Here is a 25,744-nt window from a genome sequence, read left to right as displayed (position 1 = left end):
CTGGCCGACATCCGACGCGCGGGGGCGTTCCGGTGGTGGCGCTGTCCGGGCCCTCCGCGCACCGACCCGAGAGGGGTCCACTGTGTCCGTTGCCCGACGAGTGTTCGCCGTCGTCGCCGTGGCGACGCTGGCCGTCACCGCGTCACCGCCCGCCGCCGGTGCGGCCGAGGAACCGGTCGGTGTCCTGCACCTGACCGTGACCCGCCCCGACGGCACCCCGGCCCAGGGCACCGTCGACCTGGTGGCCGCCGACAGCAGCTACGAGAAGGCGTCCCAGGCGCTGGACGACTCCGGGCAGCTCAGCGTCCAGCTACCGCCCACCGACTACAAGATCGCGATCATCCCGGCGGCCGGTGCGGACGTCCCGTCCGACCAGACACTGCGGCAGTGGGTGCCCGGCCGGACGAACTGGGCACAGGCCGGGCGCGTCCGGGTGTCCGCGGGGGACACGACGGAGGTCTCCGAGCGTCAGCTCGCGCCCAGCCCGGCCACCCTGCGGGCGCGCGACGCGCTCACCGGCGCACCCATCGACGGAATCTGCGTGTTCGTCGACGCCCGCCGGAACGTGTGCGGCGACACCCAGGTGACCGTGCCGCCGCTCGTCCCCGGCCCCCAAAAGGTGCGGGTCTACACCCAGGACGACTCCTACCTGCCCCGCGACGCCACGGTGACCGTGCTGGCCGACGGCAGCGGCACCGCGGTGGTCGACCTGACCCCGGCCGCGCACCTGGTCTCACGGGTTGTCGACGCGGCCACCGGCGCACCCGTCGCCGGCGTCTGCCTGACCGTGGCGCCGGCCGGCACCGGCAACCTCCCGCGCGTCCATCCCCGGGCCTGCTCCGACCAGAGCGGCGACGTCCGCCTCGGGCAGGTGGAGGCCGGCTCCTGGAACCTGTTCGCCCGCCCGGCCACCGGCTCGCCGTACGGTGCGCAGTGGATCGGCGCGACCGGCGGTACCGGTGAGGCGAAGCAGGCCCGGGTGATCAGCCTCGGTGCCGGGCGTACCGCGACCGTGCCCACCATCCGGCTCGACCGTGCCGGCGTGATCACCGGCACGGTGACCAGCGCGGCCACCGGTGGGTCGGTGACCTCCGGCACGGTGTCGATCGCCCACGAGCCCGGCGGCGTCTACCCGGAGTGGGGGGTGGAACTGGACGCGCAGGGCCACTACCGGATCGACTGGCTCGGCCCGTACCAGTGGCCGCTGCTGTTCACCACCGCCGACAACGCCACGCAGTGGTCCGGCGGGGTCGCCCTGCGGGGCAAGGCCACGCCGGTCACCGTCCGGGCCGGCGTCACCACCACGTACAGCCCGGCCCTACGACGCGGCGTCCTGGTCACCGGCCGGCTGGTCGATCCCGAGGGCCGTGCGATCGTCGCGGAGCTGACGGTGAGCAACGCGCGCACCCGTGAGGTCATCGGCTGGACGTTGGACCGCGACGGGGAATACGCGCTGCGCGTGCTCGGTCCCCAGCCGGTCACCGTCGCCTGGCACTGGACGCCGCCCTACGTGCGGTACGCCGGCTGGTACGACGGCGCGGCGCGTCTGGCCGACGCCACCGAGGTGACCCTCCCGGGCACCGGCAGCCTGCGGCTGGACATCCGGGCGAGCCGGTTCCCGATCGGCTGAGCGACACGTGACCGCGGGCGGGTGGCCCCCGACCACCCGCCCGCGGCCCGGTCAGCGGGCGGTGTCCAGCCGCAACCGCTGCTCGGTGGTCAACTCGAGGTCGACCGCGCCCAGGCTCTCCTCCAACTGGGCCACCGAGGAGAAGCCGACGAGCGGGATCGTCGGCACGTCCGCGCCCATCAGCCAGGCCAGCACCACCTGGTTCACCGTCGCTCCCGTCTCGGCGGCCACTGCCCGCAGCGCCGCCAACCGGGCCGGGGTGGCCGGCACCGCGTACTCCTCGCCGAGCCGCTCCGGCCTGGCGTACGCACCCTTGAGCAGCGGCGAGTACGCGACCAGCGTGAGCTGCGGCTCGGCGCGCAGGTAGCTGGCGAGGTCCGGGCCGACCCAGCCGACGTCACCGTCGACGTCCAGCTCGCTCGGCACGTCCAGGCGTCGGGGCAGGTAGCTGCGGTGGTACTGGAGGACCTCGTACCCGGGTAGGCGGGCGGCGGCCGCGATGGCGCGGGCCCGCTCCACCCGCCAGGCGCGGTGGTTGCTGACGCCCAGCAGCCCGACGGTGCCCTCGGCGACGAGTTCGGCGAAGCCCTCCACGGTCTCCCGCAGCGGCACGGTCTTGTCCTCGATGTGGGCGTAGAGCAGGGGGATCCGGTCCAGGCCGAGCCGCTCCCGGCTGCGCTCGGCGGACTCGCGGATCACCGCGGCGGACAGCCCTTCCGCATTGTCCACATAGCTGGTGCCCGGGGCGAGCGGGCGGGCGCCGAGCTTGGTGGCGACGACGATCTCGTCGCCCACCCCGCGGCTGCGCCGCCAACGGCCCAGCAGTTCCTCGCTCTCCCCGCCCTGGCCGCCGTTCTCCCAGAAGGCGTAGTTGTCCGAGGTGTCGACGAACGTGCCGCCGGCCTCGACGTAGCGGTCGAGGATGGCGTACGAGGTGGCCTCGTCGGTGGCCGTGCCGAAGAGCATCGCGCCGAGACTGAGCACGCTGACCTCACGGCGGGTGGCCGGGTCGGCGCCGATGGTGCGATAGCGCATGGAGTTCCTTCCCGTCGGGGCGTTTCGGGCCACCCTGCCCCTTCGAGTGCGCGCGAAGTCAAGCGCCGGTCAGCGGCCGGTCGACCAGCCCGTCGCCGGAGACCGAACGCTGGTAGAGCACCCGGTGCCGGTCCCGCCGGCGGCGCACCAGACCGGAGCGGAGCAGCACGCCCAGGTGGTAGGAGACCGTGGCCGGTGCCAGGTGGTGCCGGCGGCTCAGCTCGCCGGTCGAGCGCGGCACGTCCAGGTCGGCGAGCAGGTCGGCCCGGCTCACGCCGATCAGGTCGCCCAGGCGCCCACCGCTGCCGGGCGGTGGCAGGCCGTGCACCGGGTAGGCGAGCACGGCGTCCCGGGCGTCGCAGAACTGCACGGTGACCTGGGGCCAACCCAGGACGGAGGGGGTCACCACCACCTCGGCGTCGCGCAGCGTGTGCTCGCTGCGCATCCGGCCCTCCACCGACACGACCCCGGCCGTCCAGTGGATCGTCGGGTGCAGGCCGTCGAGCAGATACCCCACTCCGCCGGTCGCCATCCGGTTGGCCTGCTCGGACAGCTCCGCCTCCCACAGCCGGCGCAGGTGCGGCCACCTGTCGGCCAGGCACTCCCGCCAGAACCGGTGCAGGCCCGACGCGACCCGTACGGGCAGTGTGCCGTCGTCCGTCGCCGTCCGTACCGCCGTGGGCGTCGGACGCCCGTCGAAGCGCGCTTCGACCTGAACGGCCACCTGCTCCGCCGGGGTGGCCGCGATCGCGGCGAACTGTCCCTCCAGGACGGCGGCCGATGAGCCCGGCGGCGGCTTCGGCGTGAGCAGATCCGGCATGTAGCCGGGCCTGCCGACCGGGATGAGCAGCTGCGCCGCCAGTGCCACATCCGGGTGACGCAGCGCGGCGCGGGCGACCGGACCTGGATCGCCGTGGATCGGGTGCCCCGCGCGGGCGACGGTGATCTGCATCCACCGCGTCGTCTCCGCGACCGGTGATGCGGCCAGCCGCAGCCGGGACAGGCTGAGGCCGTCCAGTCGCGCGACCATCACATCACGCAGCGTACCGGCAAACCGGTCGGCGGGCAGCCCCCGTTCGAGGACGTTCGAATCAGTACCGCCAAGTGCTGGCGCCGGTCTGCAATGAGGGCACACCACCGACCGAGGAGGCGACATGGGGAGCGTCCGTTCCGCCGCCCGCACACTGACGCTGACCGTGACGGGTGCCGGCGTCCTGGCGGCTCCGGCCGCCGGCACCGCGTCCATGGGGGCGCCCCCCCGGGTGCCAGGCCACGTTCGACCGGGCCGTCCAGGCGTACGTCGACACGATGGTCCGCCGCGACCTGACCGGTTTCGCCGCCCTGCTGCACCCGGACGTCACCGTGGTCTTCGCCTCCGACGGGCAGGTGCTCGACGGCAAACGGGAGACGGTCGACTGGCTCGCCGGCTTCTTCGCGGACCCGTCCTGGACGCAGTCCTTCACCGTCGCGAAGCGCACGGTCAGCGGCTGCCGCTCCGGCTTCGTGCTCTTCGACTCGGTCTACGCCGAGCCGGGCGGGAACGTTCGCGTGCCGCTGCTGATCGGGGTGAGTTTCACCCACGAACACGGACGCTGGCTGGTGGTGCAGAACCAGGACTCGGTGGGCCGGATCTGACGGGGGCCGGTGCGCCGAACTGCGGAGGAGGGGCGGCCACCCCCCCTCCTCCGCGCACGCTCAGCTCGGCACATAGTCGAACGTGTCCGGGTTCGCCCCCTGCCGCCCCGGTTCCCCCTTGTCCAGCGCGGTGAGCCGCTCCATCGCGGTGTCGTCGAGCGTGAAGTCGAAGATGGCGAAGTTCTCCTCGATCCGCTTCGGGGTGGTCGACTTCGGGAAGACGATGTCGCCGCGCTGCACGTGCCAACGCAGCACCACCTGGGCCGGGGTGCGACCGACCTGCTCGGCGAGGTCGACCACGGTCGGGTCGTCGAGCACCCTGCCCTGCGCGATCGGGGACCACGCCTCGGTGACGATGCCGTGCGACAGGTCGTAGGCGCGCACGTCCTCGTTGCCGAAGTAGGGGTGCGCCTCGATCTGGTTGACCGCCGGCACCACGTCCGCCTCGGCGGCCAGCCGTTGCAGGTGCGGCACCTGGAAGTTGGACACGCCGATCGACCGCACCCGGCCCGCGCGCTGGAGGTCCTCCAGGACCTTCCAGGTGGAGACGAAGTCGCCGTCGTAGAGCGTGGGCAGCGGCCAGTGGATCAGGAACAGGTCGAGGTGGTCGAACTTCAACTCCCGCAGCGACTGATCGAACGCCTTACGGGCGTCGTCGGGGCGGTGGAAGCCGTTGTTCAGCTTGCTGGTGACGAAGACCTCGTCGCGGTCCAACCCGGAGGCGCGCACCGCCTGCCCGACCTCGGCCTCGTTGCCGTACATCTGGGCGGTGTCGATTGGTAGCCGACCTCCAGCGCCTGGCCGACCGCCCGGGCGGTGTCCTTCGGGTCGATCTGGAACACGCCGAAGCCGAGCTGCGGGATGGTGTTGCCGTCGTTGAGTGGAATGTCCGGAACGGTGTTCGGGGTCATGAGGGCTCTCTACCCGCTCGCCGCGCCGGTTCACCTGGGGTGAGGAGGGTCAACCCCAGATCGCCCCGGCCCATTCGGGATGGTCGACGAACGGGTTGCGGTTGCCCTGCCAGCGCTCGTGGATGCGCTGGTTGCGGCGCTGTTCGAAGGCGTCCGGCGGGTCCTGCGCGTGCCAGGCCAGCAGCTTCGGCAGCCGGCCGAGCCGGGGCGCGCCGCCGTTGGCAACCGAGTCGTTCGGTTCCAGGTCCGGCCAGCCGTCGTCACCCTCGTACCGGATCGCCATGTAGAGGATCATCCGGGCCACGTCGCCCTTCACCGCGTCGCGCGGCTCGAACGAGTCGGCGTCGGTGTAGCAGCCGGGCGCCTCGGCCACGGTGCCGCCGCCCGCGTCGAAGTCCTTGTTGCCGCGCAGCGAGTTGACCGACACGTCCTCCGGCCGCAGGTGGTGCACGTCGGTGCCGGGGCCGGTGGCGGTGCCGAAGTCGCCGTGCGACTTCGCCCAGACGTGCTCCCGGTTCCAGTCGTTGGCGCCGCCGCCGTTGCTGGTCTTGCTCTGCGAGCGTCCGCTGTAGAGCAGGATCACGTTGGCCGGGTTGGCCGGGTCCTGGTCGGTGTCCCTGAGCGCGTCCCACACCTGGTCGTAGCTGAGCTTCGTCTGCACCTTGATGATGCCGTGCAGCGCGGTGCGCAGCGCCGGCCCGGTCTTGCCGGCGGCGGCCGCGTAGTAGGTGCCCGGCGCGGCGGTGCCGCCGGGCGCCGGGGTGGGGCTCGCGCTCGGCGCCGGGCTGGGGCTCGCGCTGGGCGTGGTGCCGCCGCCGAGGCTCAACGTGGTCGGGTTCTTCAGGCCCCCGTGGCTGAAGTACGCGGTCAGCGCGCCGGTCGCGGTCACCTGCCGCCCGCGCAGGGACGGGTTGGACAGCAGCCCGAACGTGGTGCGCCAGGCGGCGGTGACCTGGACGTAGAGCATCCGGCCGGTGCTGGTCTCGCCGGCGTGGTCGGCGATGGCGAATGCGGTGTCCGCGGTGAAGCCGGACGTGAGCACCGTGCTGGCGGAGGTGGGCTGGCCGATCACGTAGCCGGTGACGGTGGCGGTGCGGCCGTCCTGGGCGGCCAGCGCCTGTGCGACGGTCAGCGCGGTCGCCGCCGACGCCGCACCGCTCACCACCAGGGGTACCGCGCCGGTGACGACAAGCACGACCGCCGCGATCAGCCGCCCGGTCCGGGAGCGGACGACGCTCTTCGCATCCATGGTCAGCGATGTTAGTCGGCGCCGGCCGGTTTGGGGAGGGTGCTCAGCCGGTGGTCAGGTCGCGCAGGGCGAGCACCGTGCGCCAGTTGCGGGCCGTCGCCACCACGCCCAACGTCTTCTCCAGGTACGCGGCGGTGAACCTGGTGCGCCCGTAGCCGCCGGCCGGGAAGTGCAGGTGTGCCTCCCGGCCGATGACCTCGTACTCCATCTCCTCACCGGGCGGCGCGGTCAGCTCGCGGACCCGCGCCGGCTCCGGCGCGGCCGACAGGAACACCACGAGCACCCGCGTCGGGTCGTCCTGCCGACCGGCGTACGGGTTGGTGGCGGCCACCGCGGCCAGTTCGTCGCCGTCGCGGACCAGCACCGGCACGCGCAGTCCCACCTCGTCGGCGAGTCGGTTCGTGATGCCTTCGGCCAGCACCTCGCCACGGGTGGGCGCGCTGGTGAAGACCACGTTTCCGCTCTGCAGGTAGGTCTTGACGTCGTCGTGGCCGAGGCCGGTGACGACGCGGCGCAGGTCCGCCATGGCGAGCTTGTTGCTGCCGACGTTGACGGCCCGTAGCAGGGCGGCGTACCGGGTCATCGGTCCTCCTCGGGGGCGTCGCCGGGCCGCCGGCCCGGGGTCAGCCGGTGGGCCTCCCGGGCTGCGGTCCGAACGCGCGCAGGAACCGGTCGCGGAACGACTCCATCGGCCAGACCGGGGCCTGCGGGTCCGGGTTCAGACCATCCTGCCAGCCCCAGCCGCTGATGCGGTCGAGCACGGCCGGGTCCTTGGCGACGATCGTGATCGGCACGTCCCGACCGGCCCCGTCGCCGGTGATCGCCCGGGTCGGCTGATGGTCGCCGAGGAAGACCAGCACGAGGTTCTCGTCGCCGTAGCGCTCCACGTAGGAGATGAGCGTGCTCAGGGTGTACACAACGGAGCGCCGGTACGCCTCCCGGGTGCCGCCGTCGCCGCCGTCGCGCGGCGTGCCCGCGAACACCGAGCCGTCGCCGACGTCGTCCCAGTCGACCAGGTCCGGCACCGGCGTCCACGGCAGGTGGCTGGACAGCAGCGGGATCTCCGCCATCACCGGCGGGTGCCCGGGTCCGCGTTCGCGGCGCTGGAACGCCGACAGCGTGTACTGGTCCGGCGGGGAGGAGAAGCTGAACAGCGGCCCCCGGTAGGCGAGTTCCTTCGCGCCGTACACGGTGTCGGGGGCGAAGAAGTCGGCCTCCGGCCAGGCCCGGGTGAGCGCCGGCATGACGAGCGAGGTCCGCCAGCCGGCGCGCTTGAACGCGCCGTTGAGGGTGAGGTGGTCGCTGCGTACCAGGTTGGTGTAGCGCAACTGGTTGTCGGCGCGGATGCCGCTCATCAGCGTGGCGTGGGCCAGCCAGCTGCCCCCGCCAGTGGTGGACGAGGTGAGGAACGCGCTGCGGCTGCCGTAGCCGGCAGCACCCAGCCGCCGGGTCCCCTCGTCGAGGACGGCGTCGACCCGCGGCGCCAGTTCCGGATGCTCCACCGCGACCCGCCCGTAGCTCTCCACGAACGTGAACAGCACGTCCTTACCGCGCAGCGCGGTCAGCAGCCGGTCGCCGGGGACCTCCCGGTACCTGTCGACGGCGAGTTGGGTGTCGAGGACATCCTTGTCGTTCAGGCCGGCACGCACCTGTCGGGCCCGGTCGTAGACGCCGGTCGCGACCGTGTTCGCGGCGACCGGCACCCCGGGCACGACCTGTACGCCCAGCACGGCGCAGGCGATCCAGGCGGCGGCGAGCGCCCCGGTGCCCCGCGCGGTCGCCCGCCGGTGGTCGGCCGCGACCCGGGCCAGCCGCCGCACCGACAGCGTCACCAGCACGGGTACGGCGAGGACCGCGACGACGACAAGTGCCACCGCACCCAGTTCGGCGGCCCGACCGTAGGACTCGGACAGGAATTCCGCACCCGCGCCGAGGAACGTCCAGTCGGCCACCAGGTCGAAGCGGCGGTCCAGCACCAGCGAGAAACCGAGGTCGGTGATGGTCAGGACGAGGACCAGGCCGAGCAGCGCGCCGAGCAGGGTGGCGGCCACCCGGCGGGGAGTCACCGGCAGGGACAGCAGGAGGGCCATCGCGATCAGCCCTTCCACCGGGATGCGCAGGAACGCGCCGGGGGTGAGCCGGTCCACGTCGGTCGGCGCGACGAGGGCCGTCAGCACGAGCGCGGCGGCCAGCGCGGTGACCGTTGTGGCGGCCACCCGGCGCGGTCGTCGGCCACCCGGCCCGCCGGCCGGGGTGACGTTCCCGCCTGTCGCGTCGGCGGGCGTGCTGGTGTCGGCAGGGCCCGGGGTCTGCGTGGCAGCGCCGTCGCCGGGTTCGTCGGCGCCCGCCGGGCGGTGCGGGTCGGTCACCGGCGTCGTCCGGCGACCTCGGCGGGCTGCCGGGTGTCGAGCCCGTGGGCCGCCAGCGACCAGTCGGCCGGGCGATCCGCCGCCCCGGGGGAGACCGGCGCGGGGGAGACCGGCGCGGCGGGCAGGGCCAGCGGCCGCCGTACGCGGTGGCGCCACAACCAGCCGACGTCGCGGCCGAACGACTCGACGAGCAGTGCGAGCGCGCCGACCAGCACCGCGACGGCCAGCGGCGTGGGCAGCACGCCGGCTGCCACCACCACAAGCGCGATGCCCTGCGTGGCGGCCACCGCCTTGCGCCAGTAACGCGGCGGCAGCGATCCACGCATCCAGGGCAGCACCCGGGCGGCGGCGAGGAAGGCGTACCGCATCACCCCGATCACCAGCACCCACGCGCCCACCTGGTCGGCGACGTATCCGCAGAGGACCAGGACGAGGAAGGAGTCGACCTCCATGTCGAACCGGGCGCCGAGCGCGCTCGTCGTGCCGGTGCGCCGGGCCACCTGACCGTCCACCCAGTCGAGGGAGAGCGCCACGGCGGCCAGCGCCGCCAGGACGGGCACCACGACCGGCCCGCGGAACGAGTCGACGGTCAACGCGGCCACACCGCCGGCCAGCGTCGCCCGGGTCAGGGTCACCCAGTCGGCCGGTCCGAGCCGGTCCGCGTCCGAGCGGTGCAGCCCGTGCCGCAGCGCCGCGACCATCACCGCCCCGAAGAGCAGACCGGCCAGCCAGCCGTACGGGCTCAGGCCGACCGTCGCGCCCAGGCCGACGAGCACGCCGAGCTGGAGGAACGCCCCCGCGAAGGGATCAGTTCGAACTGCGGACACCGTGCCTCCGAGGTAGCCGTCACGAATCACACCTGGATACGAGGAACATGCCCGAACAGTTCGTTCTGAAGCCGGACCGTGGATGTGTGTTTTCCGCGACTCGTCGTCGCCGGCGGCGGGACGGACCGGGTGACCACTGGCGCATGTTCGCTTGCGCGTAGATACGTACTTGCGTACTTTGGTGGTCGTGGCGAACGTGGAGGAACGGCTGGCGGCTCTGGAGGCGCAGGTCGCCCGGCTGGCCGGCGAGCGGGCGGCACCGCCCGCCCCGCAGCCCGCCGAGACCGCGCCGGGCGACGTGTTCTGGGCGCTCGGCGGCCTGAAGCAGCGGATACCCGCCGACGGCACCGGCGCGGTGCTCTACACCGGCACCGTCCGCACCGGCGAGCGGAACTACGACTGGCAGTACGGCGCCACGGTCGACGACCTGCTCGATGACGACTGGTCGGCGCTTGCCGGCACGCTCAGCGCGCTGGCCCATCCGGTGCGGCTGCGGTTACTGCGGGAGATCCTCGGCGGTCGGCACGGCACCGCCGAACTGGCCAACCTCGACGGTCTCGGCACCACCGGCCAGCTCCACCACCACCTGCGGCAACTCGCCGCCGCGGGCTGGCTGCGCAGCGGTGCCCGCGGCCGCTACCACATCCCGCCCGAGCGGGTGGTGCCGTTGCTCGCCGTCCTCACCGCCGCCCGCCGCTGACCGCGCCACCCACCCCGACCGAAGGCAGGAGCATGCGTACCCCGATCGTCCTCACCGCCGCCGGCCTCGCCGCGGCAGCCGTGGCGGCGTGCCTGATGCCCGGGCCGCCGCAACTGGGCCGGCAACAGACCGGCGACGCGGACCTGGCCGCCGCCGTCCGCGCCGCCGTCGGTGATCCGGAGGGTCTGCGCGGCCTGGCGGTGGCCGTGGTCGACGGCGACCGGGTCCGCGTCGCCGGCCTCGGCGACCGGGCTCCCGGCGGGCCGCCCGTCGAACCGGGCGCCCCGTTCGAGATCGGCTCGATCACCAAACCGCTCACCGGGATGCTGCTGGCCGAGCAGGTGGCTGCCGGTGCGGTCCGCCCCGACGACCGGTTGGCCGCCGTCCTGCCCGAGGTGAGCGGTCCGGCCGGCGAGGTCACCCTCGCCGAGCTGGCCAGCCACCGGTCCGGGTTGCCCCGGCTGGCGCTGGACTCCCCGGGCGCGATGCTCCGGACGTGGTGGGCGGCGTCCACCGCCGGGAACGCGTACGCCGGCAACGACGTCGACCGGATCGTCGCCGCCGCGCGGGGCGTGGAGCCGGACGACGACCGCGGCACCGTCTCCTACTCGAACCTCGGCGCGGCGCTGCTCGGTCAGGCGTTGGCGACCCGGGCCGGGGTCGACTATCCGGAACTGCTCCGGCGGGACGTGCTGCGTCCACTGGGCATGACCGACACCGTGGCCGTCACCGACGACGGCCGCCTGCCCGCCGGGCGTGCGGAGGGCGTCACCGCCGCCGGTCGCTCCGCCGACCCGTGGCTGGGCGCCGGCTACGCCCCGGCCGGCGTCGGTATCTGGTCGACGGCCGAGGACCTGGCCCGGCTCACCGCCGCGATGCTCGCCGGCACCGCCCCCGGCGCGGACGCCGCGACGCCGCGCTTCGACGCCGGGGGCGACCGCCGGATCGGGTACGGGTGGTTCACCAGCCGCCACGGCGACCGGGAGATCGTCTGGCACAACGGCGGCACCGGCGGTTTCCGGTCGTACCTCGGCTACGACCGGGGCGCCGGCAGGGGGGTGGTGGTGCTCGCCAACAGCACCCGCGACATGGACCCGATCGGCCTGCGGCTGCTCGGCGTGCGGGGTGACGCGGCCAGCGAGTCGATCGGCCTGGACGGCTGGATCGGCGCCGCGCTCGCGCTGACGCTCACGTTCCTCGGCGGCATGTCCCTGTGGAGCACCGCGCGGCGTGGCAGGGACCGGGTGACCGTGCTCTCCGACGCGATCTGGGCGGTGGTGTCCCTGGGCCTCGGCCACCGGCTCGGCGACTGGTCGGTGGTGCCGGGCTGGCTCTGGCCCCTCGGCGCCGCGCTGGCCGGAGCCGCCGTGGTGCCCGCCGTCAAGCGGTGGCGTGGGTTGCCGCTCGTGGCCGGGGCGTCACCGTGGCGGCGCTGGACGGGCGCGGCGCTGTCCGTCGCCTTCGCCGGGCTGGCCGTGGTGGTGATCGTCGTCTGAGCGCCGGGCCAGCGCCGAGCGGCGGTAGCCGTACAGCGCGTAGACGAGCGCGCCGAGCAGGAACCAGACGCCGAAGCGCAGCCACGTCACCGGGTCGAGGAACGTGATCAGCCAGATCGAGAAGACCACGCCGAGCGCCGGCACCACGGGCATGCCGGGCAGCCGGAACGTGCGCGGCGCGTCCGGCCGGCGGTAGCGCAGCACGATCACCGCCACGCAGACCACCACGAAGGCCAGCAGGATGCCGATGTTGGTCAGTTCGGCGGCCTGCCGGATCGGCAGGAAACCGGCGATCAGCGCCGAGCCGACGCCGACGATCCAGGTGACCCGGGTCGGCACCCGGCGCACCGGATCCACCTTGGCGAACCAGCGCGGCAGCAGCCCGTCCCGGCTCATCGAATACCACACCCGGGTCACGCCGAGCATGAACGTGAACATCACGGTGAGGATGCCGATGATCGCCCCGACCGCGATGACGCTGGCCAGGCCGGACAGCCCGACCGAGGCGAACGCGGAGGAGAAGCCGCTCTCCGGGTCGATGTCCCGGTAGTTCTGCATGCCGGTGAGCACGAGCGTGGCCAGCACGTACAGCACCATCGAGATGGCGAGCGACCAGATGATCGCCTTCGGCATGTGCCGGCGGGCGTCGCGCGACTCCTCGGCGGCGGTGCTCATCGCGTCGTACCCGAACACGGCGAAGAAGACGGTGGCGGCGCCGGTGATCGCGCCACCGACCCCGAACGGGAAGAACGGCGAGTAGTTGGCGGTCTTCACGTGGAAGAAGCCGACCACGATCACCAGCAGCACGACGGCGACCTTGAGCCCCACCACGAACGTCTCGAACCGCGCGGCGGCCCTGATGCCCCGGGTCAGCAGGAACGCGATGAGCAGGCAGAGCAGCACCGCGAACAGGTCGACCCGGTGCCCGTCGCCGGTGCCCGGCGCGCCGAGCATCCAGGCCGGCAGGTCCGCGCCCAGCTCGTTGACCAGGAAGCCGAAGTAGCCGGAGATGCCGATCGCCACCACCGCGACGATCGCGGTGTACTCCAGCAGCAGGTCCCAGCCGATGAACCAGCCGACCGCCTCACCCAGCACCACGTACCCGTAGGTGTAGGCGGAGCCGGCCCTGGGGATCATGCCGGCGAACTCCGCGTAGGACAGCGCGGCGGCGGCGCTGGCCAGGCCGGCGATCAGGAACGACACCAGCACGGCCGGGCCGGCGGTCTCGTTGGCCACCGCCCCGGCCAGGGCGAAGATCCCCGCGCCGATGATGCCGCCGACGCCGATCGCGGTGAGTTGCCACAGCCCCAGCTCGCGGGAGAGACCTTCGTCGGTCTCGTCGGCGATCTCCTCGACCGGCTTACGCCGGAAGATGCTCTGCGACATGCTGGCCCCTCTCGCCGCGCTGACGTCTGCCCGGGGGCCACCGCATCCGACGAGCCGCGGCCCACCATCGACAAACGTAAATCAACGTCGGCAAGATCGCAGCCCGCCGGAGCAGCGGTCACCGCGACGGCGGTCCGGCCACCAGCCGCCAGTACTGCCGCTTTCCCTCGTCGCGCACCACGACGCCGAGCCGGACCAGCTCCCCGTGCAGCTCCCGGACCTCGCCGTCGTGCCCGCCGTCCAGCGCCCGCTGGCGGGCGCGCAGCAGGGCGTCCGCGCCCGGTGGCAGGTCGGGCAGCCCTTCGACCCACCGCCGGTACGTGTCCCGGTGCGGGTCCTGCGCGAGCCACGGCCAGCCCTGCCGGGTGAACGCCGCACCCAGCCGCTCACCGTCCAGATCGGACGTCTCCCGGGCCAGTTCACCACCGGCGGTGTTCAGCAGCACCAGCGCCTTGCCGTCGACGAACACCCCGGCCACGTCGGTGCGGGCCACGTCCCGACCGTGCCCGTCGCGGTGCAGGCGTACCGACCGGTGCCCGACCGTGACGGTCAGTCGGTCCCGCACGGCGACCACCGCCAGCAGCAGGCCGCCGAGCACGCCCGCCCCCGCGCCGATCGCGTACGACAGTTCGTCAGGCCACCGGTCGAGCAGCTCGAACACACCCTGGAACGGGAACCACGGCAGCCCGGCGATCCAGCTGGACAGGGCCGTCACCGCGGCCCCCAGCCCGCCCCCGACCAGCGGGAACCCCGCCCACATGAGCACCAGTTCGCCGCGTCCGCCGTCGACCACGATTTCGTCCGGCACAGGTTCCACCACTGTCACGACACCTCCCGGCGCAGCGTACGGAGCAGACCGGCAGCCAGCGGCAGCAGCACCCAGACGGCGAGCGAGACGCCGAGCCGGCCCCACTGTCCGGCGCTCAGCTCCGTGCCGAGCAGCGGCTCCATCGTGTAGGACGTGTCCAGCCAGCGGGCCGCCGCGCGCAGGCCCTCGATCATCGCGGCGAGCAGGCTCCACACGGTGGGTAGCAGCAGGTAGGTGACGATCGCCAGCGGGGTGTTCAGCAGCAGCAGGCCGAACGCGGCGCCCATCAGCGCGCTCGCCACCTGGAACACGGCCGCGTGGGGGAGCAGTTGCCAGTCGAACGCCCAGGTCCCCGCCCCGCCGGTGGCGGTCGCGGCAACCGTGCCGGCGGCGGCGACGGCCAGACTGACCAGCACCGAGGCGAGCGCGGCCAGCACCACCGCGGCGAGCTTGGCGACGATCACCCGCTCCCGGCGCGGCACCAGCGCGAACGTGGTCAGCGCGGTTCGCTGCGACCATTCCGAGGTGATGGAGAGGATGCCGAGCACCGGCAGCAGCAGTCCGACCGGGAACAGCGACGGGGTGAAGAACGCGGTGAACGTCTGGTCCCGCCCGTCGAGGACGAAAAGCTGCACCACCACGATCACGGCGGCGATCAGCCCGATCGCGATCAGCAACCAGCGTCCGGCCCGGGTGTCGGCGAGCTTGCGCAGCTCCACCTCGGTCAGCCGGACCAGGGAGGGGCCGGCGACGGTCGGTTCGTGCCGCGGCGGGGCGGTCGGCAGGGTGGCGGTGGTCATCGGACGGCCTCCTTGGTCGACGCGCCTGCGGTGAGGGTGAGGAAGAGCTGTTCCAGGCCGCCGCTGCCGGCCGGGCGCAGCTCGGTGAGGACCACTGCGGCGTCGGCCGCGGCCTGGCCGACCTCGCCCGGCTCGGCCCGGACGACGAAGCCGCCGTCGGTGCCGGCGGTGGCCGGCAGCGCGGCCCGCTCCAACGCCAGGCGCAGGGCGTGCGGGTCGCGGGCCCGCACCAGCGTGCCGGCGCCGGCCAGCAACTCGTCCTTGCCGCCCTGGGCGACCACCCGCCCGCCGCCGATCACCACCAGCCGGTCGGCCACCGCCTCCACCTCGCGCAGCAGGTGCGAGGAGAGCAGCACCGTGCCACCCCGGTCGGCGAAGTCGCGCAGCAGGCCGCGCATCCAGAAGATCCCCTCCGGGTCGAGGCCGTTGGCCGGTTCGTCCAGGATGAGGACCCGGGGGTCGCCCAGCAGCGCCAGCGCCAGGCCGAGCCGCTGCCGCATCCCCAGGGAGTACGCGCCCACCCGCCGCCGGGCGGCGGTGTCGTTCAGACCGACCCGGTCGAGCGTCGCCGCCACCCGGCCCTGGTCCACTCCCATGGTGCGGGCGGCCAGCGTGAGCGTCTCCCGCCCGCTGCGTCCCGCGTGCTGCGCCGAGGCGTCGAGCAGCACGCCGATCTGCCGCCCCGGATTTGGCAGGTGCCGGTAGGGGCGGCCGGCGACCGTCGCCCCACCCGAGGTGGGCGGCGTCATCCCGCAGATCATCCGCATCGTGGTGGACTTCCCGGCGCCGTTAGGCCCCAGGAAGCCGGTCACCGTGCCCGGTTCGCAGCGGAACGTGACATCCGCGACGGCGGTGTGCGGGCCGTACCGCTTGGTGAGTTGGTCGGCTTCGATCATGCCGTCGAGCCTGCCGGGGCTACCCGGTCACCCGCTGCGGCCGGCGGTCGGCGCCGGCGTCGACCTCGGTCCTGCTCAGTCGTCGACTTTGGTAGCTGGCAGCCGGGCCGGACGGCTTCCTAGCATGGGCTGGTGACCAGCGCCGCCGTACCCGATCATTCCTGGCTCCTGCCGGGCACCCTGATGCCCACCCGGGCGGCGCGGCGGACCCCGCGGGACTGGTTCGTCGACAGCGTGCTCTTCCTGGCCGCGCTGCTCTGGGTGCTGGTCACGCACGCCGACGCCACCGGTCCCGGCCCGCAGTTCGGGCTCAACGCCGGCCCGCACTGGTTGGAGGAGGTCGACCTGCTCGCCGGCCTGCTCGTCAGTGGCGCGCTCTGGTTACGCCGGCGCTGGCCGGTGGGGCTGGCGGTGGCCACCGCACCGCTGGCGTTCTTCTCGACCACCGCCGGCGTCGTGCTGCTGGTCGTCGTGTTCACCGTTCTGGTCCACCGACCGCTGCCGGTGGGTTTGGCGCTGGTGGGCTGGAACCTCCTGAGCCTGCCGATCTACCTCGTCGTCCGACCCGATCCGACGATGCCGTTCTGGGCCTCCGTGGTCTGGACCGCGCTGTTCATCGCCGCGGTGGTGGCGTGGGCGCTGTTCGTCCGGGCCCGGCGCCACCTGGTGCTGTCGCTGCGCGACCGTGCCGAGCGGGCCGAGGCCGAGCAGCAGCTCCGGCTCGACCAGGCTCGGCAGCTCGAACGCGGCCGGATCGCCCGGGAGATGCACGACGTGCTCGCCCACCGCATCTCCCTGCTCAGCCTGCACGCCGGGGCGTTGGAGTTCCGCCCGGACGCCCCGCCGGAGGAGGTCGCCCGGGCGGCCGGGGTGATCCGGGCCAGCGCGCACGCCGCGTTGCAGGACCTGCGCGAGGTGATCGGCGTGCTGCGGGCCGAGGTGGGCCCGGGGGCCACGCCGGAACGGCCGCAGCCGACCCTCGGCGACCTGCCCGCGCTTGTCGCCGAGAGCCGCGAAGCCGGGGTACGGGTCGGCGTGGTCGACGAGGTGGCGGAACCGGACACGGTGCCGGCGGCGGTCGGGCGCAGCGCGTACCGGATCGTGCAGGAAGGGCTCACCAACGCCCGCAAGCACGCGCCCGGCGCGGTGGTGGCGCTCCGGCTGGCCGGGGCCCCCGGGGCAGGGCTGGCGGTGGAGATCCACAATCCCCGGCCGGTGGGTGGCGGCCCGGCCACCGCGATCCCGGGCACCGGCACCGGTCTGGTGGGGATCGCCGAGCGGGTCACGCTGGCCGGCGGCCGCCTCGAACACGGTCCGGACGCCGACGGCGGGTTCCGGCTGACCGCTTGGCTGCCCTGGGCGGCCCGGTGAGCGGCCCGGTGCGGGTGTTGATCGTCGATGACGACCCGCTGGTCCGGGGCGCGCTGTCGATGATCCTCGGCGGCGTGCCCGACCTGACCGTGGTCGGGGAGGCCGCCGACGGCGCCGAGGTGCCGGCGGCCGTCGCCGCGTACGCCCCGCACGTCGTGCTCATGGACATCCGGATGCCCCGGGTCGACGGACTGGCCGCGACGGAGGCGCTGCGTGCCACCGCCGAGCCGCCCGAGGTGCTGGTCCTGACCACCTTCGACGCCGACGAGCAGGTGCTGCGGGCGCTGCGCGGCGGGGCGAGCGGCTTCCTGCTCAAGGACACCCCGCCGGCGGAGATCGTGGCGGCGGTGCGCCGGGTCGCGGCGGGGGAGGCGACCCTGTCCCCGGCGGTGACCCGCAAGCTCATCGCCCACGTCACCGCCACCGTGGCGCAACCCGCGCCGGACCCGAAACGCCAGCGGGCTGCGCGCCTGCTGGACGGGCTCTCCGAGCGGGAGCGGGAGGTCGCGCTGCTGCTCGGCCGGGGTCGGACCAACGCGGAGATCTCCGCCGAGTTGTTCATGAGCGTGGCGACCGTCAAGGCGTACGTGTCCCGGCTGTTGACGAAGCTGGACCTGAACAACCGGGTGCAGGTGGCGCTGCTGGTGCAGGACGCCGGCCTGGTCTGACTTCGGTGTCCGGCGGTATTGAACTGTCGCGCCTCCCCGACCGTACCAGTGGGCGAGGATGTGGTGCGGCCGTTCCGCCGTACCGCTGCCGAGCTGCGGGAGGCCTGCCGTGCGAGTTGGTGAGCAGTCGACGGACCCCATCGATCAGATTCTGGGCGAGGTGCCGGTGCCGGCGCCGTTGACCCCCGAGGATGTGCGCCTCGCGGTCCGGGCGGTGGTGGTGCACGCCGCCGAGGAGTGGCCCGCCGGACCGAAGTGCCGCAACGATGGCGCGTCGTTCCCCTGTCGGCTGCACCGTTGGGGGCGCCGGGTGCTGACCACGCACGGTCTCAACGACCGTCAGGTCGACGCGCTGATCCGGCACGGCAACCCGTTCGTGCACGTGCCGTTCCCGTTCGTGCTGACCGGTCCGTCGGCCGCCCGTCCGGTCGGGCGGGCGGCCGCACCCGGTCCGGCCGCCCGTCCGGGTGCGCCCGGGCCGGCGGTGCGGTCCGGGGCTGCGGCGCGTGGCGCGGTTCCGCGTGTGGTCCGGCCGCACTGGCCGCGGGCGAGCTGACACCCGCCGGGCCCGGTGCGGTGCCGCCGGTCGCGGCGTCGACCGGCGGGTCGTGGGCCCCCGCGACGGCGGCCCGGCCCCGGGGAGTCCTCATCCCCGTGCCGGGCCGCCGTCGGCGGTCAGTTGACGCCGCAGCGGGAGGCGGACCAGTCGGTGGTGTTGGCGATCGAGTCCCGGTTGTTCTCCTTGCGGGAGTCCACGTGCGTGTGGTCGCCGTGGTCCGGGTAGCCGGGCCCGTAGATGCCGCTGAAGCCCTGGTCACGCGCCGACCGGGCGATCTCGCAGAGGGTGCGGTCGCGGGAGGTCAGGTCGGCCGCGTTGCCGTAGAGGTGCTGGCTGTTCGCGGTGCCGCCGACCTGCCGGCTGCAGGCGAGGTTGCGGAATCCGCTGGTGACGTAGAGGGGCTTGTCGCCGAGGCTGCGCCGCAGCGCTTCCAGTTTCCACATGGTGCGTACTGCGTTCTCCCGGGTGGCCGACGACGAGAGCGGGCCCCCGCCCCACCCGCCCTTGCCGCAACCGTTGTCCAACTCGGCGTAGCTGAAGTGCTTCGGCGTGCAGTCGTTGTCCTGCAGACCGTAGATCTTGGCGAACGTCCGCGGACCGGCGACACCGTCGGCGGGCAGCCCGTACGCGGCCTGGAAGCGCTTGACCGCGGTGGCCGTCTCCGGGCCGTACCTCCCGTCGACGCGCACGACGCCGCCGTATCCGGCCCAACCGGCGACCCGGATCTGGAGCTGTCGGACGTCCTCGCCGGAGCGGCCCTGGGTCAGGGTCCGCGGCCAGGTGTAGCAGCCGTCGGCCTGGGCCGCGGGCGCGGCGACGACGGTCGCCACGGCGGCGCCGGGCAGGGCGAGCGCGAATGCGACTGCCGCTCGCTTGAAGGTGTTGACGCGCACAGGAGTCCTCCCGATAGATGAGCGGAACTGAGGTGGCGACGGCACTTCGACAGGTACGTCCCGTCCCTCTCACCGTGACAGGCGTCGGGCCACTTCGTCGCGATAAGCGGAAATTGTTCTCACATTCATGGTTCGCCCGTCCTGCGGGCAAAAGCGCGGTTCATCGGGCGGCCCGTGCGCTGTCGACGTCGGAGGTGGCCGGTAACGTCTGCTCGCGGACCCGGACGGCGACCTGGGACGGGCAGGAGGTGGGCGGTGGCACGCGGCGGAGTGTTCTGCGTCGAGGGCCAGTGGCACCGCGACCTCAACGAACGGGGCTCCGTCCTGCCCACGCTCGACCTGCTCGAACGCCTGGGCCGGATCCGCTACATCCACAAGGACGCGGCCACCCGCGACGAGCTGTTCTACTTCCTCGACCGCTGGCTGCTCAAGCAGTACGCCGACCACCGGGTCGGCTTCTTCGCCATGCACGGTGAGCCGAGCCGGCTCTGCCTCACCGACTGGGACTCCGTCGAGCTGTCGGACGTGGCCCAGCGGATGGCCGGGCGCGGCGAGGGCCGGCGGCTGTACTTCGGCAGCTGCTCGGTGCTGCGCGCCTCCGACGCCGTGCTGCGCGAGTTCCTCGACGTGACCGGGGCGGCACTGATCTGCGGTTTCACCCGCGAGGTGGACTGGGTCGAGTCGGCCGCCTTCGAGACCGTGCTGCTCGACGTGCTGGCCAACGGGCAGCGGCACAACGCCGCCGAGCTGCGGATGCGCTCCGCGCACTGGGCGCCGCTGGCCGCGTACCTCGGGTTCCGGGTGATCTACGCCAACGGTCGGGCCTGGCGCCCCACGGCCCGTCCGCGCGTGCCCGAGCAGACCACCCCGCGCCGCGCCGCCGATCGGCAGCGCTGAGGGTTCCGCGTGGGCCTGGTAGAACCAGGGCATGACACGCAGCATCGCGACGAACACCCGGGTCGACCGGGACGCCCTGATCGAATTCCTCCGGCCCCGGCACCGGGTGGTGCTGATGACCACCCGCGCCGACGGCCGCCCGCAGTCCTCACCGGTGTCCTGCGGGGTGGACGCGCAGGGCCGGCTGGTGATCTCCACCTACCCCGAGCGGGCCAAGGCGACGAACATCCGTCGCGACCCCCGCGTCAGCGCGTGCGTGCTCTCCGACGACTGGAACGGCCCGTGGGTGCAGGTCGACGGCGTGGCCGAGGTGCTCGACCTGCCCGAGGCGCTGGAACCACTCGTCGACTACTTCCGCAGCATCTCCGGCGAGCACCCGGACTGGGACGAGTACCGGTCGGCGATGGTGAGGCAGGGCAAGTCGCTGATCCGGGTGACCATCGAGTCCTGGGGCCCGGTCGCCACCGGCGGTTTCCCGGCCCGGCTCGCCGACTGACCCGGTACGCGCCGGCCACCGGGCGACAGCCGCACGGTGGCCGACCGTCGCTAATTGCCTCCGGCGACTGCCGCCAAGAAGATGCGCGCCATCGCGGCGGCGAGGTCCTTGGGGTTCAGTGCGGCCTCGGCCCGGCCGTCGGTCGCCTCGGCGGCTGCGCGCAACGTGTCCATGTCCGCGGTCTCGCCGATACCGATCGAGAACACCGGCACCGAGGGCTGGTCCCGCACGAGTTCTTTCAGGAACGTCGCTCTGTCCATGGTGTAGGGCGAGTTCCCGTCCCGGCCGTCGGTCAGCACGACGACGATCGGCCGGTGACCTGGCTTGGCCTTGGCCTGCATATGGCTCACCGCGTCGAGCACGGCCCGGTAGAGCGGTGTTCCACTGTCGGGGATGGGGCGGTAGCCGGCGATCTGTCGGCCGATGAGTTGACGACGCGTTCCGCCCTTCACCGCACTGGTGAGCGGCCCCAGGGGAACCGCCACCTCGGTGGCCGGGCTCCTGCCGGTCGGTGTGCCGAAGAACCAGAGTCCGAGTTCCGTGTCCTCGGTGAACGTCTGCGCGGCGACGGCCCCGAAGGTCCGAAGCAACGTCGCCTTGGTCGTGGTGCGACCCTTCCCGACGGCCACGGGAGCGGCCATGGAACCTGAACGGTCGATCACCACGAGCACCTGGAAGCGCTCCGGACTGTAGCGGGACCACTCGGCTGCCTTCACGCCGACGTTCAGGTCCACGGCCGCCAGCGGACCGGCGAGGTTCAAGGGCAGCCCCATCGGGACGCCGAGCCGGGGTGTCGGCCCCCCGAACCCGGTGAGGCGGAAGCCTTCGGCCAACAGGGTGTCGCCGATGTCCGGAGACCGGAGACTGTCGATGAAGCTGGCCAGCAGTCGACGTTGCGCGGCGGTTGCGGTGGCCTCGCCTGCGACCGCCACTGGATAATCGGCCTCGACCGCGACGTCGCTGGCGTACAGGCTCGGCACCGGCTTGCTCCGACCGGCGTTGTGCTTCCAGAGTTGCTGCTCGATTATCGGGAAGAAGCCGAGTTCGGCGAGCGCCTTCTGGTCACCGCGCTCGTCGGCTTGGCGCAGCAAGTCGGCGGTCGACGCCGAGTCGTCGCGCAGCCTGCTGCGCAGCGCGAGTGCGCGAAGCTGCGCGACGCCGGCATCGGTCCCAGGCGGGGCGGCGGCCTTCTGCACCGCCACGAAAGACAGCAGGCCGGCGGTGTCCCGGGTGGGATCACCCATGTTGAGCCTGACCGCCCCTCCCGCGACGCTCCCCAGCAACGTCGTCCACGAGAAGTCGGATCGCGCCCACGGCGTGCCGGCCACGCCCGCGGGGGCAGCGAGAACCAGCGGAGACCGGGCCAGGTAGTTGTCGTGGACGGGAAAGATCTGCCGGTCCGGGTCGAGGCCGTCCAACCAGATCCGAGACGACGGGATCCACACCTGGAGCGCCTTCGGCGCGCCCTTCTGCACCGTGACCGCCGGGTCTTCACTGACGAGCTCCACCCGGTTGCAGGTGGAACCCTGGTCGCCCAGTCTCCGCACGGCCGCTTCCACAGTGGAGGTGATCTCCGGGGCCGCGACGACGCGCAGGGACTCGGTGCCCTTCTCACATGACGCCGGCGACAGCCTGTCGATTATCCCCGCACCATGTGTCACACCGAGGACGATCAGCCCGCTGAGAACGACACAAACCAGCACCAGGAGACCGCCGCGACGCCGAGGCTGGCGACGATGAGTTCGTGGCGCCCGACCTTGACCCAGGTCGGCACCGCTTCGCCGACTGTTGCTGGCAGTCACCGGTGAACGCCCCTTGCCGCCACTATCCGCAGTCATGTCCACTCTCACCGTGCGCGCGTCAGATCAGCCATTCCGAAAGGTAGGACGATCTTCGCGCGTGAAGCCACCTGCCGCACGGCAAGGACCGCGCTTGAGCGATCCTCAAGTGTTCGACCGATGTAGGCGATGTGTTGCCGGCTCTGCCGAGGTCGGCGCCGCACGTGGAGGTCGTCGGGTGAACGTCCGCCGGCACCGGACCCCACCACGGCTCGGCTCAGTCGACGAGCGAGGCGTAGACGAGTTGGCGCAGCTGGCCGCGCAGCGGGTAGGTGCTCGACGGCATGAGCTGGGTGAACAGCAGCGCGGTGACCTCCTCCACCGGGTCCACCCAGAACGCGGTGCTGGCCAGGCCACCCCAGTAGTACTCGCCGACGCTGCTGGGCACCCGCGACGGCACCGGGTCCAGCACCACGGCGAAGCCCAGCCCGAAGCCGATCCCGTCCAGGATCGTCTCGGCGAAGCCGTTCGGCGAGAAGGACGCCAGGTCCCCGCCGCCGGGCAGGTGGTTGCGGGTCATGAAACGCACCGTGCGTGGGCCGAGCAGGCGTGCCCCGTCCAGCTCGCCGCCGCGCAACAGGAACTGGGTGAAGCGGTGGTAGTCGGCCGCCGTGGAGACCAGCCCGCCGCCGCCGGAGTGCCAGGTCGGTTCCGCCAGCGCGGCCCGGCCCACCGCGTCGGCGCGTACCGCCTGACCGGTGGCCGGATGCGGGGCGTACAGGGCGGCCAGGCGCGTGGCGTCCGCCGCGTCCACCCACCAGCGGGTGTCGGTCATGCCCAGCGGGCGCAGGATCCGCTCGGCGAAGAACGCCTCCAACGACTGCCCGGAGACCACCTCGACCAGGCGGCCCAGCACGTCGGTGGAGACGCCGTAGTTCCAGCTCGTGCCGGGCTGGAACAGCAGCGGCAGCCGGGCCAGCCCGGCCGAGGCCGCGGCCAGGTCCGCCCCCGGTGGCACGCCCAGGTCGAAACCCGCCGCCCGGTAGAGGCCGTCGACCACCGAGACCTGGGCGAAGCCGTACGTCAGGCCGGCGGTGTGGGTGAGCAGGTGCCAGATCCGGATCGGCTCGACCGCCGGCACGGTGTACGGCTTGAGCACCGAACCCCGGTCGAAGACCCGCGCGTCGGCGAACTCCGGCAGCCAGCGGCTGATCGGGTCGGTCAGCTCGAACCGGCCTTCCTCCCAGAGCATCATCGCGGCGACCGAGGTGATCGGTTTGGTCATCGAGTAGATGCGCCAGAGCGTGTCCGGCTCCACCGCGGTGCCGGCCTCCCGGTCCCGCAGCCCGTACGTCGCGGAGTGGGCGATCTCGCCCCGGCGGGTGACGACGACCTGCCAGCCGGCGAGCCGGCCGTCGTCGACGTACCGCGCGAAGTGTTCGTCGATCCGTGCCAACCGGGCGGGATCGAAGCCGACACGGCCGGGGTCGGTGCTCACGGTGACAGTCACGACGCGAACGTACCGGCCGGTAGGCCGGGCCGGAAGTGTCCGTCGGTCGCAGTAGGGTCGGCGGCATGCCGGAACCCGTCGAGGACACCACGTACCGCCAGCAGGACTGGTATGCCGAGGAACTGACCGACCGGCACTTCACGCGGTGTGAGTTCTTCCACGTCGACCTGACCGAGGCGGTCAGCCGGGGTGCCGTCTTCACCGACTGCGTCTTCGGCAACGTGGCGTTCAACTCCTCCCGGCACACCGACTCGGCGTTCACCCGCTGCACGTTCAGCAAGTGCAATCTCTTCGAGGCCGAGTTCACCGGCTGCAAACTGGTCGGCAGCACGTTCGACCGCTGCGACCTGCGTCCGCTGCGGATCGACCGGGGTGACTGGTCCTTCGTCACCCTGGCCGGCGCCGACCTGCGCGGGGCGCGGATCACCGACGTGCGGATGCGGGAGGTCGACCTGACCGGGACCGACCTCACCGGCGCGGTGCTGACCGGCGTGGACCTCTCCGGCGCCCAACTGCACGCCACCAAGCTGAACCGTGCCGACCTGCGGGGCAGTGACCTGTCCGCACTCGACCCGACGGCGGTGGAGCGCTCCGGCGCGCGGGTCGACGTCGAGCAGGCGGTGGCGTTGGCCCAGGCGCTCGGTTTCCAGGTCGGCTGAGCAACCGGCGGCGCCGACGGGGTCGGACGACGGCGGTGACGCCGGAGTCGGTCGCGGTAGGCTGAGCCGCCCCGTGGGCCGGGCCCGCTCGCGGCCGCTCGGTAACGAAGTGGAAACGCCCTTCGGCCCACATATGGCGCAAACAGCCGTCCGATGACACGGTGAATCAGTCGCGTTCCGGCCGTTTTCACGGGGCCGCGCGACCGGAGCGGAGGGTGCGGTGGGCCAGCAGGACCATTCGCGTACCGGTCCCGGCTCGCACCGCTACGACCTTCCGCGGACGCGGTCCGCGCTGCGCCGGTTGCGTCGTCGCAGGCGGCTGATGCTGGAAGTGGTGGCCGCGGTCCTCTGCCTGGCGGCGGTGGCGGCCTACCTCGGCGTCGAGCGGCACGACGAGCCGCGCGCCGAGGACACCGGCCTGCCGGTCGCGCCGCCCGGCCGGGTCGGCCCGCCGAACGGGGCCGACGACACCGTGGTCAACCCGGGGTTGCGCCCCCGGCTGCGGTCACCGTCGCCGAGCCCGTCACCGTCCCTTCCCACCCCGTCGCCGTCACGCGTGCCGCCGCCGATCGTCACGGTGAGCCGCGCCGAGGTGCCCGCCACTGTCGACCTGACCGCCGTCGGCCCCACCGACTGGGTGCACTGGGGGTTGCTCGGCGCCGACCGGGCGGTCCGCAAGCGGGATGGCTCCGGCGAGATCCGGGACGAGGGCGGCCGGGGGCGGCGGCAGAGCTTCAGCAACAACCCGGAGGCGTACGCCTGGCGCGACGGCAACCCGGTGGCGTCGGCCGGCGGCACCATGTCCGGCGTCTACGCCTGTCACCGGGGCAGCGGGTTCGAGCTGTCGGTGACCGCCGACGGGCGCCCACGCACGGTGCGTCTCTACGCCGGTCTCTGGATGGCCCGCGGCCGGCTCGACGTGCGCGTATCCGGCGGTGGGCCGACGACCACGCTCCGGATGGAGGATCCGCACACGGCACTGACCACCGAGTTCACCGTGCGGTTCCAGGCCCCGCGCGGCGCGCGGCTGCTGATGAACTGGACGGTGGAGGAATCGCTCGGCGACTGCGGCAACGTCAGCCTGCAGGCCGTCGCGCTGCGCTGAGCGGCCAGGGCCGCTGACTGGCCAGAGCCGCTGGACGGTGCGGTCCGCTTGACGGTGCGGGCCGTG

The 25,744-nt window shown here is 73.1% G+C and carries 24 protein-coding genes and 1 pseudogene; 11 read left to right on the top strand and 14 right to left on the bottom strand.

The genetic code is table 11. From position 1 onward, the window contains the following. Positions 1–82: 82 nt before the first annotated feature. Positions 83–1,630, top strand: coding sequence for a hypothetical protein (locus tag ACLQ2X_RS12595; protein WP_425681178.1), 1,548 nt, complete (start codon positions 83–85; stop codon positions 1,628–1,630). A 51-nt stretch (positions 1,631–1,681) separates the two neighbouring features. Here the strand turns inward: ACLQ2X_RS12595 and ACLQ2X_RS12590 are convergent, their stop codons facing one another. Continuing rightward, complete coding sequence (locus ACLQ2X_RS12590; RefSeq protein ID WP_425681177.1) at positions 1,682–2,665, bottom strand: aldo/keto reductase; 984 nt, start codon at positions 2,663–2,665, stop codon at positions 1,682–1,684. A 58-nt stretch (positions 2,666–2,723) separates the two neighbouring features. After that, positions 2,724–3,695 carry a winged helix-turn-helix domain-containing protein gene (locus ACLQ2X_RS12585; RefSeq protein ID WP_425681176.1) on the bottom strand — a complete coding sequence of 324 codons (972 nt, stop codon included), beginning with the start codon at positions 3,693–3,695 and terminating at the stop codon, positions 2,724–2,726. A gap of 173 nt (positions 3,696–3,868) precedes the next feature. Here ACLQ2X_RS12585 and ACLQ2X_RS12580 point away from each other — a divergent pair, with 173 nt between their 5' ends. Then, positions 3,869–4,300 (top strand): nuclear transport factor 2 family protein, encoded by a 432-nt coding sequence (locus ACLQ2X_RS12580; protein WP_425681175.1) that lies wholly within the window; start codon positions 3,869–3,871, stop codon positions 4,298–4,300. A gap of 60 nt (positions 4,301–4,360) precedes the next feature. On the opposite strand, the pseudogene ACLQ2X_RS12575 reads toward ACLQ2X_RS12580, so the two are convergent. The 5 genes and pseudogenes from ACLQ2X_RS12575 to ACLQ2X_RS12555 form a co-directional block, all read right to left on the bottom strand. Then, positions 4,361–5,211 (bottom strand): annotated as a pseudogene (locus ACLQ2X_RS12575) (aldo/keto reductase). A 49-nt stretch (positions 5,212–5,260) separates the two neighbouring features. After that, positions 5,261–6,460, bottom strand: a complete 1,200-nt coding sequence (locus tag ACLQ2X_RS12570; protein WP_425681174.1) for an endonuclease — start codon at positions 6,458–6,460, stop codon at positions 5,261–5,263. Between the two features lie 43 nt (positions 6,461–6,503). Next, positions 6,504–7,043: a DUF1697 domain-containing protein gene (locus ACLQ2X_RS12565; RefSeq protein ID WP_425681173.1), complete on the bottom strand. Its 540-nt coding sequence runs from the start codon at positions 7,041–7,043 to the stop codon at positions 6,504–6,506. A 40-nt stretch (positions 7,044–7,083) separates the two neighbouring features. Further along, complete coding sequence (locus tag ACLQ2X_RS12560) at positions 7,084–8,829, bottom strand: sulfatase (protein WP_425681172.1); 1,746 nt, start codon at positions 8,827–8,829, stop codon at positions 7,084–7,086. Beyond that, the gene (locus ACLQ2X_RS12555) at positions 8,826–9,656 is read right to left on the bottom strand and encodes a CDP-alcohol phosphatidyltransferase family protein (protein WP_425681171.1); all 831 of its coding nucleotides are present in this window, start codon (positions 9,654–9,656) and stop codon (positions 8,826–8,828) included. The genes ACLQ2X_RS12560 and ACLQ2X_RS12555 overlap by 4 nt, the downstream gene beginning before the upstream one ends. A 187-nt stretch (positions 9,657–9,843) precedes the next feature. Between ACLQ2X_RS12555 and ACLQ2X_RS12550 the strand changes: the two genes are divergently transcribed. Continuing rightward, the gene (locus tag ACLQ2X_RS12550; protein WP_425681170.1) at positions 9,844–10,356 is read left to right on the top strand and encodes an ArsR/SmtB family transcription factor; all 513 of its coding nucleotides are present in this window, start codon (positions 9,844–9,846) and stop codon (positions 10,354–10,356) included. Positions 10,357–10,388: 32 nt separating this feature from the next. Then, positions 10,389–11,852: a serine hydrolase domain-containing protein gene (locus ACLQ2X_RS12545; RefSeq protein ID WP_425681169.1), complete on the top strand. Its 1,464-nt coding sequence runs from the start codon at positions 10,389–10,391 to the stop codon at positions 11,850–11,852. On the opposite strand, the gene ACLQ2X_RS12540 is transcribed toward ACLQ2X_RS12545, so the two are convergent. The 4 genes from ACLQ2X_RS12540 to ACLQ2X_RS12525 all read right to left on the bottom strand — a co-directional run bounded on the left by ACLQ2X_RS12540 (position 11,775) and on the right by ACLQ2X_RS12525 (position 15,742). After that, positions 11,775–13,238: an amino acid permease gene (locus tag ACLQ2X_RS12540; protein WP_425681168.1), complete on the bottom strand. Its 1,464-nt coding sequence runs from the start codon at positions 13,236–13,238 to the stop codon at positions 11,775–11,777. The genes ACLQ2X_RS12545 and ACLQ2X_RS12540 overlap by 78 nt on opposite strands. Before the next feature lie 118 nt (positions 13,239–13,356). Continuing rightward, positions 13,357–14,046 carry a YqeB family protein gene (locus ACLQ2X_RS12535; protein ID WP_425681167.1) on the bottom strand — a complete coding sequence of 230 codons (690 nt, stop codon included), beginning with the start codon at positions 14,044–14,046 and terminating at the stop codon, positions 13,357–13,359. A 14-nt stretch (positions 14,047–14,060) separates the two neighbouring features. Continuing rightward, positions 14,061–14,846 carry an ABC transporter permease gene (locus tag ACLQ2X_RS12530; RefSeq protein WP_425681166.1) on the bottom strand — a complete coding sequence of 262 codons (786 nt, stop codon included), beginning with the start codon at positions 14,844–14,846 and terminating at the stop codon, positions 14,061–14,063. Further along, positions 14,843–15,742 (bottom strand): ABC transporter ATP-binding protein, encoded by a 900-nt coding sequence (locus ACLQ2X_RS12525; RefSeq protein ID WP_425681165.1) that lies wholly within the window; start codon positions 15,740–15,742, stop codon positions 14,843–14,845. Before ACLQ2X_RS12525 ends, ACLQ2X_RS12530 begins: the two co-directional genes overlap by 4 nt. A gap of 132 nt (positions 15,743–15,874) precedes the next feature. Here ACLQ2X_RS12525 and ACLQ2X_RS12520 point away from each other — a divergent pair, with 132 nt between their 5' ends. The 3 genes from ACLQ2X_RS12520 (at position 15,875) to ACLQ2X_RS12510 (ending at position 18,337) form a co-directional block, all read left to right on the top strand. Continuing rightward, on the top strand, positions 15,875–17,113 hold the full coding sequence (locus ACLQ2X_RS12520) for a sensor histidine kinase (RefSeq protein ID WP_425681164.1): 1,239 nt from the start codon (positions 15,875–15,877) through the stop codon (positions 17,111–17,113). Then, positions 17,110–17,781 (top strand): response regulator, encoded by a 672-nt coding sequence (locus ACLQ2X_RS12515; protein ID WP_425681163.1) that lies wholly within the window; start codon positions 17,110–17,112, stop codon positions 17,779–17,781. Before ACLQ2X_RS12520 ends, ACLQ2X_RS12515 begins: the two co-directional genes overlap by 4 nt. A gap of 109 nt (positions 17,782–17,890) precedes the next feature. Further along, complete coding sequence (locus tag ACLQ2X_RS12510; protein WP_425681162.1) at positions 17,891–18,337, top strand: hypothetical protein; 447 nt, start codon at positions 17,891–17,893, stop codon at positions 18,335–18,337. Between the two features lie 119 nt (positions 18,338–18,456). Here the strand turns inward: ACLQ2X_RS12510 and ACLQ2X_RS12505 are convergent, their stop codons facing one another. Beyond that, positions 18,457–19,233, bottom strand: coding sequence for a D-Ala-D-Ala carboxypeptidase family metallohydrolase (locus tag ACLQ2X_RS12505; RefSeq protein ID WP_425681161.1), 777 nt, complete (start codon positions 19,231–19,233; stop codon positions 18,457–18,459). A 255-nt stretch (positions 19,234–19,488) separates the two neighbouring features. Between ACLQ2X_RS12505 and ACLQ2X_RS12500 the strand changes: the two genes are divergently transcribed. Next, positions 19,489–20,130, top strand: coding sequence for a DUF6642 family protein (locus tag ACLQ2X_RS12500; protein ID WP_425681160.1), 642 nt, complete (start codon positions 19,489–19,491; stop codon positions 20,128–20,130). 31 nt (positions 20,131–20,161) lie between these two features. Continuing rightward, a complete protein-coding gene (locus ACLQ2X_RS12495; RefSeq protein WP_425681159.1) occupies positions 20,162–20,626 on the top strand; it encodes a PPOX class F420-dependent oxidoreductase in 465 nt (154 codons plus the stop codon). 50 nt (positions 20,627–20,676) lie between these two features. On the opposite strand, the gene ACLQ2X_RS12490 is transcribed toward ACLQ2X_RS12495, so the two are convergent. Next, entirely contained in the window at positions 20,677–22,329 is a 1,653-nt protein-coding gene (locus ACLQ2X_RS12490) for a substrate-binding domain-containing protein (RefSeq protein WP_425681158.1), read from the bottom strand. A gap of 352 nt (positions 22,330–22,681) precedes the next feature. Continuing rightward, positions 22,682–23,914, bottom strand: a complete 1,233-nt coding sequence (locus ACLQ2X_RS12485; RefSeq protein ID WP_425681157.1) for a serine hydrolase domain-containing protein — start codon at positions 23,912–23,914, stop codon at positions 22,682–22,684. Positions 23,915–23,979: 65 nt separating this feature from the next. On the opposite strand from ACLQ2X_RS12485, the gene ACLQ2X_RS12480 reads away from it, so the two are divergent. Both ACLQ2X_RS12480 and ACLQ2X_RS12475 read left to right on the top strand, forming a co-directional pair. After that, on the top strand, positions 23,980–24,573 hold the full coding sequence (locus ACLQ2X_RS12480) for a pentapeptide repeat-containing protein (protein WP_425681156.1): 594 nt from the start codon (positions 23,980–23,982) through the stop codon (positions 24,571–24,573). Positions 24,574–24,793: 220 nt separating this feature from the next. After that, positions 24,794–25,678 (top strand): hypothetical protein, encoded by an 885-nt coding sequence (locus ACLQ2X_RS12475; RefSeq protein WP_425681155.1) that lies wholly within the window; start codon positions 24,794–24,796, stop codon positions 25,676–25,678. Positions 25,679–25,744: the final 66 nt, after the last annotated feature.

Origin of the sequence: Micromonospora sp. DT31 (assembly GCF_049841795.1) — a bacterium.
Lineage (GTDB): Bacteria > Actinomycetota > Actinomycetes > Mycobacteriales > Micromonosporaceae > Micromonospora.
The sequence above is the reverse complement of the archived record's forward strand: the minus strand, read 5'-3'. Positions and strand labels throughout refer to the sequence as shown.